The sequence below is a fragment of the Bacillus bruguierae genome, assembly GCF_037104725.1.
In the GTDB taxonomy this organism is placed as follows: Bacteria; Bacillota; Bacilli; order Bacillales; family Bacillaceae_G; genus Bacillus_A; species Bacillus_A bruguierae.
On record NZ_JBAWSX010000008.1, the window covers coordinates 26,632 to 38,694 of the forward strand.

Below are 12,063 nucleotides of genomic sequence, written 5' to 3' on the forward strand. Positions count from 1 at the left end.
TTACTTACATACTAACATAAAGAAAAATGAAAGTAACTAGTTACTTTCATTTTTCTGAAATATTCTTCTTAATAAACTACTAAAAATTATATTTGTCAATGTTATCCTTCGTAAACACAACCCGCTCTGGCAATACGATAATTCCATTTCCTTCTGCCTCATATTCATATCCTTGAATCGAATTTGGTTCTACTTTAACTTTTCCAACGCCAGGAACTTCAAAAGTATCACCTACTTTTAACTTTTTATCCTTCACCACCATCTCATTTGCAACATAAGTTGCAAGTGCACCTTGTTGCTTTACATCCCATAAACCAAACTGTTGAACTGTCCCGCGTTTTACGTAATCACGCATAACATTAGGGGTTGAAAATCCAGTAACAGCAACTTTCTTATCCATTTTCAAATTTTCTACAGCCTGTGCCATTGCTGGTAATGCAGTTGCATCAGGACAAATAACTGCATGAATGTCTGGATACGTTTTTAAAATACTTTCGCCTACTGCTAATGATTTTTGAGCATTGTTTTCACCATACTGGGTCGTCACAATTTCCCAATTTGGATATTTTTCCTTTATTATCTCTTTCGCTTTTGAAACCCATTGATTTTGATCCGTTACTGTTGGACTAGAATAGAAGAATGCTACTTTTCCTTTATCTCCAATTTGTGAAGCTGTCATTTGAATAAGCAAGTTCGCCAATTGCTCAGGTGTTCCTTGACTAATATAGAAAGAACGATCTTTCGGGTTTACATCAGAATCCCACGTTAATACGGTAATCCCCTTTTTCTTTGCACGCTGCAAAGCTTGAGATAAACCATCAACAGAAGTGGATGAAACCATAATTGCATCATAATTTTGGTTAATAAAGTTATTAATATATTTTACCTGTCCTGATACACTTGCTTCAGAAGGTCCATCATACTTTAAATTTACACCGAGCTTATCAGCCATTTCTTTTGCACCTTCTCCGCCCGATGTAAAGAATCCGACTCCAGTTAATTTTGGAATAAAGGCTAATTTCACATCTTTTGATTTTTTACTATTTGATTTTGTATTTGTACATGCCATAATAGAAGCAACAAACAACAATAGAATGATAAATATACTTACCTTCTTTTTCATGTTGTTTCCTCCTTATGTGAGACACTTTTTTTAGTGAAGAAATATCTTATATTTGAATGGCGCATTATAACTGAAAGAATTAAAATAATGCCAATTACTACATTAGATTGCTCATTTGTTAACCCCGTCATCTGTAATCCATATTGCATGATTCCAATAACGATACTGGCAAGAACGGTTCCTACTATACTTCCTTTTCCACCAGTAATAAGGGCACCGCCTAATACAACTGCTGTAATGACTGGTAAAATTGCTTCATTTCCTAAATCTGCTCGAGCTGATCCAAAATAAGCAGTTAGGAATATTCCCCCTAATCCACCTCCTAACCCCGAAAGCATATAGGCAAAAATGACAATGCGCTTCGTTTGAATTCCAGAATATTTAGCTGTTTTTTCATTTATACCTGTTAAAACTACATATCGACCGTATTTTGTATGCCGCAAGAGAATAGAGAACAAAATTGTCATAATAAGAAGTAACCAAAATAAATTCGGAATCCCTAATAATGCTCCATTTGCAAGTTGAACATACGAATCTGGCAACCCACTAATCCCTTCATATCCGGTTGCTTTAGATCCTCCTGAAATGACAAGAGCAATACCAGAATATAAAAACATTGTTCCTAAAGTTACAACCAATGGTTCGACAGTTGTCATTTGAATAATAAGTCCGTTTAAAAAACCAGCTAGTATACTTATGACAAGAGCAATCATTACAGCAATAACAATAGATATCCCATTCATCCACAATACACCAATAAGAATAGATGTAAGTCCCATAATTGATCCAACCGAAACATCGATTCCGCCTGTCATAATGACAAGTGTCATCGGTATCGCAGCAATTGTAATAAAAATAAAATCGTTCATACTAAACAATAAATTTCCTATATTAAAAAAATCAGCATTTAATAGGCTAAAAGCGATAAACTCGGTGAATAACAAAAGAAGGAGTGCTCCCTCCCACTGAAAAATCCAGCGAAAAGATTTCATATTTCAACCTCCCTTTGCTCCTGTTTCCTCCATTTTTGCACTACACTATCTAGAATAATAATGAGTAATAATAAAAATCCTGAAATTGCGTTGTTCCAAAAGGCTGGGATTTTCAAATATACTAATGAACTACTAATCACCTCTAAAAACAATGCTCCTAAAGTTGCACCAAAAACTGATCCAGTACCACCTTTTAAACTAATACCTCCGAGCACTGCAGCAGCGATTACTTGCAGCTCAATTCCTGTTCCTGTTTGATTCGGTACAAATCCAATATTCATAACAAATAAGCATCCAGCAATCGCAGCGGTTATTCCTGAAATCATAAAGGCCAAAATTTGCACTAACGCTACTTGAATCCCAATCAATCTTGCACCTTCTTTATTATCTCCTACCGCATAAAAATATCTTCCAAACGATATCTTTGTTAAAAAAAGATAAGTGGCTATTAACAAAAGTCCAATGAACCAAACCGTTATAGGAATCTCTAACCATGTTACAGAAGACAATTTTTTATAGTCGTATGGAATATCTTCAATCCATTTCCCTTCTGTATATATAATCATCAAACCTCGAATAATACCGAGCATACCGAGAGTCATAATAATTGCCGGGACACGAAATTTTGTCACACCTACACCATTTACAATTCCAATAAACGCACCAAGTAAAAGTGTAATTATAATTGCATAAAAAGAGTTATTCCCACTCTTCAAAAACATTCCGCATGAAGCAGCACATAACCCCATTATCGATCCAACTGATACATCAATATTTTTTGTAAATAATACAAACGATTGACCAATTGCAAGAACAATTAAAATAAGGCTTGATTTTAAAATAATCGAAAAAGAATCGAATTGAAGAAAATCTCGATTTATCATACTAACAAATATAATATAAAGAACTAACAGCCCTACAATAGAGGTTTCACGCATTTTGAGTGCATATGTAACATATTTCATTCTTTTGAAACCTCCTCTCCACCATAAGCAGTACGTGTAATGCAGTCTAATGAAATTTCTTTCTGTTCTAAATGTGAAACGATATTACCATTTCTCATTACATACACACGATTTGCTAAATTCATAATTTCTTCTAAATCTGAGGAGATCAATAATACAGCTAATCCATTTTCTCTTAGTTTATTAATTGTTTCATATATTTCTAGCCTCGCCTTTGCATCTATACCGCGCGTTGGTTCATCTAAAATAATGAGTTTTGGCTCGCAAGCGAGGTATTTTCCTAACACTATTTTTTGTTGATTCCCTCCCGACAAAGATTCTATTCTTTGGTTTGTATCATGAACCGTAATTCGAAATTTTTTAATATACTCGTTCGTTAAAGCGCTTTCTTTTTCTTGTTTTAAAAAAAATGTACTTAAACGATATAAGAGGACAGAAGTCATATTTTGCTGAACAGAAGCAATTGAGAAAATTCCATGCCCCGCTCGGTCTTCAGGTACATAGATCATTCCTGCATCAATTCTCCTTTTTGTTGTCCACGCTGTAATTTCTGTCTTCTCCAATAGTATATTTCCTGCTGTTACAGATGTAATACCATATAATGCTTCAGCTAGTTCCGTTCTTCCCGCTCCCACAACGCCTGCAATTCCAACAATCTCTCCTGCTTTTACTTCTAGTGAAATATCTCGAAATTTATGACTAGATAAACCATTCACTTGAAGTACTCGTTTTAACGCTGCTTTTTCTCTGTACAGATTCTCTTCCTTTTGCATTTCCTGGTATCCTTCCGGTAATAATCCTTTTAACAACATATCGTAAGTAAATTCATTTACCTTACCTTGATTAGAAATTACCCCATCACGTAAAATAGCTACTTGATTTGCAATTGCAAAAATTTCTGGAAGCCTATGTGTAATATAAATTATTCCAATTCCTTGTTCACTCAAATTTTTCATTACAACAAATAGACTTTTAATTTCGTTTGCTGTTAACGTCGATGTAGGCTCATCTAAAATCAGAATCTCTGCCTCTCTTATTAATCCTCTAACTATTTCTACTAATTGCTGCTGGGCAATAGACAACAATGACGCATGTTTCTCTAGCTGTAAATTCCAGCCAAGTTTCCTCATAAGTACATCTAATTTCGTCCGAAGCTGTCTCTTATTTTGCTTCATACCTAATAAAATATTTTCCTCAATAGTCATATTCGGAAAAATAAGCGGTTCTTGCGGAACTAAATAAATACCATTTCGATGAGCTTCAGATGGATTAAAAAATGTAACAGGTCTCCCTTTTATTTTGATTTCTCCTTCATCATATGTGTACAATCCTGTCAATATCTTCATAAACGTTGACTTTCCAGCCCCGTTACCACCAACTAATGCAAAAATATCCCCTTTCTTTACTGTTAAATCGATTCCTTTTAGTACTGGTTGCTGTAAGAATGATTTTTTTACATTTTTAACTTCCAATAAAGGAAATGGTTCCAAACTTCTTTCACCTACCTTTAACACGAAACAATTTTTCAAGCTCTAATGTTTTTCTCTACTTGTTTTGTAGCATTGTATATCTTTTTCTTCATATCTAGAACTTATCTTTCTCAAGTAATTTCCAACTGCTGACGGTATAAATAAAAATTTATATACATATGTTGAAGAGATGGCAAGCATGATGTAGCTAAACTTTGAAGAAAATTTGTGAACGAAAGCTGCTTGGCATTATTACAAAGATCATCTTATCAAACAAGAAGTTGTCTCCTTACTACATATATCTAGAAATAAGGTTGTCCGTTTACTATACCATTTTACTTTTTCGATATATCAGTCACTGCTATGCAGAATACAGCATGACCCGTACTCGCTTTATCCTTTTGTTTTAAACCTTGCATGTGGCAAAAAAGGCCCTGACCGCTTCTATGCATGACCAGATGCTCTCGTCCGCTTAAAAAGAAAGAGGGTTTTTATGTCGATTTTTTAATTTATATTTATATAAAGAAGGAACGGACTGAAGGAGCGTGGAATATAATGGCTGCTCTATTAGCTTATGATGCCGGAACTGGTAGTATCCGAGCTGTCTTATTTGATTTACAAGGTAATCAACTTGCTGTTAGTCAACGAGAATGGGTTCACATAGAAAACTCCCGATATCCGGGTTCAATGGATTTTGATGTAAAGGAAAATTGGAAACTTATTCAAGACTGCACAAGAGATGTACTACAAACCAGTGGGATTCCTCCTTCTTTTATTCAAGGAATTAGTGCAACAAGCATGCGCGAAGGATTTGTTTTATATGACAAGAATGGTACTGAAATTTGGGCGTGTGCCAATGTTGATAACCGTGCGGCGGCGGAAGTTACACAACTTAAACAAATACGATCTCACCTTGAACAAGATGTATATACAATATCAGGGCAAACATTCGCTTTAGGTGCATTACCAAGATTAAAATGGATTGCGAAACATCAACCTGACATTTATAAAAAAGCACATTCTATTACAATGCTAAACGATTGGATTTTATATAAGTTGTGCGGTGTATTACAAATGGATCCTTCCAATGGATGTACGACGGGAATTTTTAATTTACATACTAGAAATTGGGCTCCAGAATTAATAGAGAAATGCAACCTCTCATCAGTACTCTCACCGAAAATAAATGAAGCCGGAACTATTATTGGAAACGTAACAAAACAATGTGCAGCAGAAACTGGATTATTCGAAGGAACGCCTGTTGTTACTGGAGGCGGAGATGCACAAATGGCTTCTCTCGGTTCTGGAGTTATCAAGAGCGGGCAAACATTCATTTGCGGCGGAAGTTTTTGGCAACAAGAAGTAAACGTAAGTAATCCTGTACCAGATCCAAACGCTCGCATTCGTGTAAATTGTCACGTTCTCCCTACTCTTTGGCAATACGAAACAATTGCCTTTTTTCCCGGTCTTGTTATGCGCTGGTTTCGGGACGCTTTCTGTCAGGAAGAAAAGCAACGAGCAAAAGAACTAGGTATCGATGCTTACGAATTATTAGAGGAACAAGCAAAACATGTCCCAGTTGGATCACACGGTATCATTCCGATTTTTTCTAATGTTATGAACTATATTTCTTGGCGACATGCATCTCCCTCTTTTATAAATTTAAACTTAGATTCTGAAAAGTGCGGGAAGAAAGAAATGTTTCGGGCAATTGAAGAAAACGCAGCTTTCGTAACATATGGAAATTTAAAGTTAATTGAAGAATTAACGGGACAATTCCCGAAAGAAGTAACTTTTGCCGGAGGGGCTTCAAAGGGAAAACTATGGTGTCAAATTGTTGCTGATGTATTAGGCGTTCCTGTAAAAGTACCAGTGGTCAAGGAAGCAGCTGCTTTAGGAACAGCAATTGTGGCGGGGATTGGTGTCGGTATTTATCATTCAATGGAATCTATTTCCGAACAATTTGCAAAATGGGAAACAACTTATATACCGAACAATGAAAATCATAAACAATATCAAAAGCTATACAAAAACTGGAAGGATGTATATCAGCAGCAACTCCAATTAGCTGATCAAGGATTTACTTCTCATATGTGGATTGCACCCGGCGCTCTGTAAATTGTTACAAAAAGGAGTGAAAAGTATGTTAAAGGTGAATGAAGAAGATTTCTCCTATCGCTTCGGCGATAATGGACCAAAATATTTAGTAAAGGGCCCTAATATTGATATAGGTGTAGTTGTCATTAAACCTGGGCAAGATTTTCAAAATCATTATCATACAACTTGCGAAGAAGTTTTCTACGCATTAGAAGGTGAGATAGATTTCTATATTAATCACGTAAAAGTTCCTATTAAACAAGGCGACGTCTTACAAGTTCATCCTCATGAATCTCACTATCTCATCAATCGCTCTTCTCAAAATTTTAAAGCGCTCTTTATTAAATCGCCTCATTTACAAGAAAAAGATACTGTACAAACAGAAAATCCAAACTGTAATTAAGGAGTGATACCCTATGACTTGGGGATTTCAAAATCGCCTAAACACTATTTTGCCTGATGGAAAAGCAGTTATGTTAGCAATTGATCATGGTTACTTTTTAGGACCCATTCATGGATTGGAACAGCCTCATGAAACAGTAAAAAGCTTACTTCCATATACCGACTCCCTCTTTTTAACGAGAGGCGTTCTTAATTCTTGTATACCTGAAGATTGTAAAACCCCTATGGTTCTTCGTGTATCAGGTGGTGCGACTGTAGTTGGAAAAGATCTTGCGAATGAAACAATCGTTACACCAATAAAAGAAGCTTTGCGTCATAACGTAGCTGGCGTGGGCGTATCTGTCTTTATTGGATCTGATTATGAAACACAAACTGTAACAAACCTTGCTAATGTTGTATCTGAAGCGCATGATTACGGCTTACCTGTACTCGGAATCACCGCAGTAGCAAAAGAACTTCAAAAACGAGAAGCACGTTTTTTGGCGTTAGCTTCACGTGTATGTGTTGAAATGGGTGCTGATATCGTTAAAACGTATTACTGTGAAGGCTTTGAAAAAATCACAAGTACATGTCCGGCTCCAGTTGTGATTGCAGGTGGGCCAAAGTTAGACACAATTGAAGCGGTGCTTACGATTACATACAATGCACTGCAAGAAGGGGCAGTCGGTGTCGATATGGGGCGGAATATTTGGCAATCTGAACATCCGGCTGCGATGATTCAATCGATTCATGGTATCGTAAAAAATAGATTAAATGTAAAAGAAGCTTTAGAATTATATAATACGATTACAAGCTAAGCATTCATATATAAGTTAAAAAAACGACATAAAAATCCATTCCTTTTTAGGGGAGGACGAGAGCATCTGGCCGTGTATAGAAGCGGTCAGGGCCTTTTCCTGCCACATGCAAGGTTGAAACAAAAGAAGAAAGCAAGTAGCGCTCATATTGCATTCTGCATAGCAGTGACTTATATGTCGAAAAATGAAAATGAATTTATATAGTTTCTTACTTAACTTTATATGTTTCGTATACTACTAATATAACAATGGACTAGTATTAAGGGAGAGAAAAAAGATAATGTATCTTCAGTTCTATTCATACAATCGTATAACCCCTGACACTCCTAATAAACATAAAAATAAATTACGATTAAGAACAAGAAACATGGTTTATCCACATTTCTTGTTCTTTTTTAACTTCTATTATTGAAAATATTATTTTTTCTTTTAAAGCTACAACAATTTCTCTTTAATTTCTTTTATCGTTAATCCCTGATACTCTTTCAAATCTTTAATCTCTGCCAATCGTTCAAGTGCCTTCACACGAGGATATCTTCTCGTTAGCCTAGTATCTTCTTGTTCAAACGGAACGAGTCCTTCCTCGGTGTAATATTTAATAGTACTGTAGCGAATACCTGAAAGTTGAACCAATTCACTAATACTTACATACTCTGATTTCTGTATTATCTCTAAACTTCGCTGTCTTCCCATCACTTATCACCTTTTATGTTGTTGCTGATGCTGCAATTGTAGCAATAGAGGCATCAATATTCTTAATTGCTTTATCAATAGATTTAATGGTTTCAAACATTTCTTCTTTACGGAGTTGCTCAATTTTTTGTTTCAATGCCTTACGCTCAAACTCAGAAAAATAATCGTTTAGCATTTTCTTCGCATTTAAAAACAGTGCCAACACAATAGTATGCTCTTCCAGATTGCCTTCTTCTAATAGTTCAGCACGAATTTTTTCCACAATGTAATTGCGAGTGTTTGCTACATCTACATATTTTTTCTTTGGTACAACAAACAAGATTTCTGTATTTTCCACTTCTAGAACATCTTTTTCTACAAGCCCCTCTACAACTAACTTATAAACTTCACGTTGCTTAAACATGTGGTTATAGAAATAAGATGCCCATTTTTTCAATTTTTTCGGTTTTTCCGAAGTCATAATTTCTAATAAACGATCAAGAGACTTATCTCTTGTTGAAGTAAAATCTAGAATCGTTACTGTATCGTCGTCTTCAAATTTCACCTTACCTTTTAAAGACAACTCCACTATACAAGCCATAACAGTATAGAGTGCGATATGTTGTCGGAAAATAGATTTTAGTTTATTCGTTTCACGGTCTAAAGATAATAATACAAATTCTTCAGGAATAGTTAATTCTTTTAACAATTGACTTACCTCCCGTTTTTATAATGGATTTGCAATTCAGCACTTACTACTTACTACTTACTACTTACTACTTACTACTTACTACTTACTACTTACTACTTACTACTTACTACTTACTACTTATCATATGTAAAAAAACTAAAAAACACAACAGAATATTATATTTATTTTAAATGTTACAAATTATCAGTATTTTCATCCCCTGTAAAGGATGTATTCTATGTAAATGTAAACCAAAAAAGTCCTTTGACTAAATTGATTAATGAATCGCAATCATATAAACGCTCCAAGCAAGACAAAAATAATACTATTAAAACGAAAAGAAGAATAATAGAAATGATAGTTATGATTGAAAACTGATCTATCATCCTGTTTATTCTTCCTATTTCTGCTTTATTTTATTAGGTTATATTAATTTTCATTGTTAATATTCTACTTAAAAGATCATTAAATTAAGAGGTTATTCCCTTACAAAACTTTAATGTTGAGTCTAATTTTTCTTTCTCTTTCAGCAAGTCCATTAATTGACAAGCAGCTACTGCAAACTCTGCAAATGCAGTACCTTTTGCAGTTATTATTGTGTCTTCCACTTCAATATCTGTTCCTGTATATACTGATGTTTCAAACAGGACTTTGTTATTCTCATATGTATGCTGAAGACACGTAAACTTTCTATCGTTAAGTACCCCTGCTTTTCCCAACAAAATGGCGGAAGCACATATAGAAGCAATGGGAATATGTAAGTTAAAGGCGTTCATTAATGTCTCACTAACAATTCCCTTATCTACTATTTCATGAACACCATCTCCTCCAGAAATAAGGACTAGATCAAATTCATTTACTGTAATTTCAGATAAAGAAGCTTCGACTTGAGTCCATAACCCACCGATACTTTCTACTGGTTTACCATCTACAGAGACGGTAGTAATTTTTGCTTTACCCACTTTTCTAAGCAAAAATAATGCGTGAGCTATTTCGAAATCAGCATATTGTGGATAGGCAAGAAATAATACTTTTTTCATACGATAATCCTTCTCCTTTACACTTGTTATTCAATTACTTATAAAACCTTAAACATTCCTATCAAATACTTTCAGACTATTATCTGCTCTTAAATTGCGAAGGTTTTCATTATCAAATTATTAGAATAGTCAATATAAAATCTTGTATAATGAAAGCAGTAATAAAAATCTACTATATCGGACGGTGTTATATATGAATGAAACTCTTACCTTACAAGAATACTCTTTTAATTATCAATCTCAAATTTTAGATTTAATCCTTTCCATCCAACAAGATGAATACAATATTCCTATTTCAAAAGAGGATCAACCTGATTTACTTAACATAGAAAGCGTTTACCAATCTGGTAACGGTAACTTTTGGGTTGCACTTTATCAAGGAGAGGTTGTAGGCACTATCGCTCTTTTAGATATCGGCAATCGTCAAGTAGCATTGAGAAAAATGTTTGTGAAAAAAGAGTTTAGAGGCAAAATATTTCAAACAGCTAGTCTTTTATTACATAATGCGATTGCATGGGCAAAGACAAAAGAAGTGAAAGAAATATACTTAGGAACGACGTTACAATTTGTCGCGGCCCATAAGTTTTATGAGAAACATGGTTTCGAAAATATAGAACTTAACAAGTTACCTACCAATTTTCCTATCATGCAAGTAGACAAAAAGTTTTATAAATACATCGTTTCCTAACGAAAAGACAATCTAAGACCTGAAACTAAAGGTTTAGATTGTCTTTATTTTTATGTGTTTAACGTACTTTTTGAAGTAATGTCGCCCATTCTTCTTTTAACAAAGAATACATAATCGCATCGTGCATCACATCATTTTGAATCATATATTTTCGAAGTAACCCTTCTTCCGCAAAGCCTACTTTTTGTAATAATTTACGGGATAATTCATTTTCCGGGTACACAACTGCTGAAATTCTCTCAAAATAAAGTGTTTCAAACCCATATGTAAGAATTGCTTGTAGTGCTTCTGTCGCATATCCTTTTCCCCAATACGTTTCATCAAGTTCATAGCCGATTTCAGCTCGTTTATGTCTGTTATTAATAAGATGAAAACCGCACGTTCCAATTAGTTGATCTGTTCCTTTTAATACAATTCCCCAGCGAAATGCAGAACCTTCTTCATATCTGTTCCTAAAATTTTTGATGACGTTTTTTACTTCTTCAATATTTTGAAACGAATCCATTCCAAAATATCGAATAACAGGTTCTTTTATAAAATATTGAAACATTGTATCTGCATCAACTAACGTTAATTCTCTTAACTGCAAACGATCTGTTTCTAAACTAGGAAATCTTTCCATTCTCTTTCCCCCTTAATCTAATGAACTGCAAATTTCAATAAAATTCCCGTCTGGATCAGAAACGTAAGAAACGGTTTATCCCCATGGCTTTATAACAGGCTCTACTAATACTGTTACACCATGTTTTTTTAGCGTATGTATTGTTTCATTCACATCACCAACCACAAATCCAATCTCAAATGTAGATGATTTTGATAACGTCTTCGGAATTGATAATCCCGTTAACTGTTGAACACTTTCTCTACTATTGATTGCCAAAATTGTGGAACCTGTATCGAACTCAACATATGTACCGTGCTCCCCCTTTATTGGTAACTGTAAAATATCACGATAAAAACGGATGCACTCCTCATATTGCTTCGCATATAAAGTGAAACTTCCATCAGTGGAGAGTTTTTTCATCTCCCACTGATGGAAAGCCCGTCCAATCGGGCTTTTACGGGCAGTTATCCCCCACCTATCTTTTTTAGAAAAGCGGAAGCGGCACGCTCAGAGGCGCAGGACG

Annotated in this window: 12 protein-coding genes and 2 pseudogenes; 5 read left to right on the forward strand and 9 right to left on the reverse strand. The window is 34.8% G+C overall.

What is annotated here, in order from left to right; translation table 11 throughout:
* Positions 1 to 79 precede the first annotated feature (79 nt).
* From lsrB to WAZ07_RS14320, 4 genes are read right to left on the reverse strand one after another with little or no spacing between them, the layout of a single operon-like run.
* The gene (lsrB, locus tag WAZ07_RS14305) at positions 80 to 1,123 is read right to left on the reverse strand and encodes an autoinducer 2 ABC transporter substrate-binding protein LsrB (protein ID WP_336473000.1); all 1,044 of its coding nucleotides are present in this window, start codon (positions 1,121 to 1,123) and stop codon (positions 80 to 82) included.
* Positions 1,120 to 2,115 (reverse strand): ABC transporter permease, encoded by a 996-nt coding sequence (locus WAZ07_RS14310; protein WP_336473001.1) that lies wholly within the window; start codon positions 2,113 to 2,115, stop codon positions 1,120 to 1,122. Before WAZ07_RS14310 ends, lsrB begins: the two co-directional genes overlap by 4 nt.
* Positions 2,112 to 3,080, reverse strand: a complete 969-nt coding sequence (locus tag WAZ07_RS14315) for an ABC transporter permease subunit (protein ID WP_336473002.1) — start codon at positions 3,078 to 3,080, stop codon at positions 2,112 to 2,114. The genes WAZ07_RS14310 and WAZ07_RS14315 overlap by 4 nt, the downstream gene beginning before the upstream one ends.
* Positions 3,077 to 4,570: a sugar ABC transporter ATP-binding protein gene (locus tag WAZ07_RS14320; protein WP_336473003.1), complete on the reverse strand. Its 1,494-nt coding sequence runs from the start codon at positions 4,568 to 4,570 to the stop codon at positions 3,077 to 3,079. The genes WAZ07_RS14315 and WAZ07_RS14320 overlap by 4 nt, the downstream gene beginning before the upstream one ends.
* A 205-nt stretch (positions 4,571 to 4,775) precedes the next feature.
* Here WAZ07_RS14320 and WAZ07_RS14325 point away from each other — a divergent pair.
* From WAZ07_RS14325 to lsrF, 4 genes and pseudogenes are all read left to right on the forward strand, one after another.
* Positions 4,776 to 4,877, forward strand: a pseudogene (locus WAZ07_RS14325) (sugar-binding transcriptional regulator); the annotation flags it as partial.
* Between the two features lie 227 nt (positions 4,878 to 5,104).
* On the forward strand, positions 5,105 to 6,667 hold the full coding sequence (gene lsrK / locus WAZ07_RS14330; protein WP_336473004.1) for an autoinducer-2 kinase: 1,563 nt from the start codon (positions 5,105 to 5,107) through the stop codon (positions 6,665 to 6,667).
* Between the two features lie 25 nt (positions 6,668 to 6,692).
* Positions 6,693 to 7,049 (forward strand): cupin domain-containing protein, encoded by a 357-nt coding sequence (locus WAZ07_RS14335; protein WP_336473005.1) that lies wholly within the window; start codon positions 6,693 to 6,695, stop codon positions 7,047 to 7,049.
* Positions 7,050 to 7,062: 13 nt separating this feature from the next.
* Positions 7,063 to 7,845, forward strand: a complete 783-nt coding sequence (gene lsrF, locus WAZ07_RS14340; protein WP_336473006.1) for a 3-hydroxy-5-phosphonooxypentane-2,4-dione thiolase — start codon at positions 7,063 to 7,065, stop codon at positions 7,843 to 7,845.
* 435 nt (positions 7,846 to 8,280) lie between these two features.
* Here lsrF and WAZ07_RS14345 read toward each other — a convergent pair whose 3' ends face one another.
* The 3 genes from WAZ07_RS14345 to WAZ07_RS14355 all read right to left on the reverse strand — a co-directional run bounded on the left by WAZ07_RS14345 (position 8,281) and on the right by WAZ07_RS14355 (position 10,248).
* Positions 8,281 to 8,538, reverse strand: a complete 258-nt coding sequence (locus tag WAZ07_RS14345) for a helix-turn-helix domain-containing protein (protein WP_090914976.1) — start codon at positions 8,536 to 8,538, stop codon at positions 8,281 to 8,283.
* Between the two features lie 13 nt (positions 8,539 to 8,551).
* Positions 8,552 to 9,226 (reverse strand): GOLPH3/VPS74 family protein, encoded by a 675-nt coding sequence (locus WAZ07_RS14350; protein WP_336473007.1) that lies wholly within the window; start codon positions 9,224 to 9,226, stop codon positions 8,552 to 8,554.
* A 452-nt stretch (positions 9,227 to 9,678) separates the two neighbouring features.
* Positions 9,679 to 10,248 (reverse strand): DJ-1/PfpI family protein, encoded by a 570-nt coding sequence (locus tag WAZ07_RS14355; protein ID WP_336473008.1) that lies wholly within the window; start codon positions 10,246 to 10,248, stop codon positions 9,679 to 9,681.
* A 193-nt stretch (positions 10,249 to 10,441) separates the two neighbouring features.
* On the opposite strand from WAZ07_RS14355, the gene WAZ07_RS14360 reads away from it, so the two are divergent.
* Positions 10,442 to 10,936: a GNAT family N-acetyltransferase gene (locus WAZ07_RS14360; RefSeq protein WP_336473009.1), complete on the forward strand. Its 495-nt coding sequence runs from the start codon at positions 10,442 to 10,444 to the stop codon at positions 10,934 to 10,936.
* 58 nt (positions 10,937 to 10,994) lie between these two features.
* Here the strand turns inward: WAZ07_RS14360 and WAZ07_RS14365 are convergent, their stop codons facing one another.
* Both WAZ07_RS14365 and WAZ07_RS14370 read right to left on the reverse strand, forming a co-directional pair.
* Positions 10,995 to 11,558 carry a GNAT family N-acetyltransferase gene (locus tag WAZ07_RS14365; RefSeq protein WP_336473010.1) on the reverse strand — a complete coding sequence of 188 codons (564 nt, stop codon included), beginning with the start codon at positions 11,556 to 11,558 and terminating at the stop codon, positions 10,995 to 10,997.
* 12 nt (positions 11,559 to 11,570) lie between these two features.
* A pseudogene (locus WAZ07_RS14370) lies at positions 11,571 to 11,960 on the reverse strand (VOC family protein).
* Positions 11,961 to 12,063: the final 103 nt, after the last annotated feature.

Excerpts from the sequence above, each read along its gene's own strand:
- WAZ07_RS14355 (WP_336473008.1), bottom strand. The coding sequence starts at position 10,248 with ATGAAAAAAGTATTATTTCTTGCCTATCCACAATATGCTGATTTCGAA.
- lsrK (WP_336473004.1), top strand. The coding sequence starts at position 5,105 with ATGGCTGCTCTATTAGCTTATGATGCCGGAACTGGTAGTATCCGAGCT.
- WAZ07_RS14345 (WP_090914976.1), bottom strand. The coding sequence starts at position 8,538 with ATGGGAAGACAGCGAAGTTTAGAGATAATACAGAAATCAGAGTATGTA.
- WAZ07_RS14360 (WP_336473009.1), top strand. The coding sequence starts at position 10,442 with ATGAATGAAACTCTTACCTTACAAGAATACTCTTTTAATTATCAATCT.
- WAZ07_RS14365 (WP_336473010.1), bottom strand. The coding sequence starts at position 11,558 with ATGGAAAGATTTCCTAGTTTAGAAACAGATCGTTTGCAGTTAAGAGAA.
- WAZ07_RS14310 (WP_336473001.1), bottom strand. The coding sequence starts at position 2,115 with ATGAAATCTTTTCGCTGGATTTTTCAGTGGGAGGGAGCACTCCTTCTT.
- lsrF (WP_336473006.1), top strand. The coding sequence starts at position 7,063 with ATGACTTGGGGATTTCAAAATCGCCTAAACACTATTTTGCCTGATGGA.
- WAZ07_RS14315 (WP_336473002.1), bottom strand. The coding sequence starts at position 3,080 with ATGAAATATGTTACATATGCACTCAAAATGCGTGAAACCTCTATTGTA.
- WAZ07_RS14335 (WP_336473005.1), top strand. The coding sequence starts at position 6,693 with ATGTTAAAGGTGAATGAAGAAGATTTCTCCTATCGCTTCGGCGATAAT.
- lsrB (WP_336473000.1), bottom strand. The coding sequence starts at position 1,123 with ATGAAAAAGAAGGTAAGTATATTTATCATTCTATTGTTGTTTGTTGCT.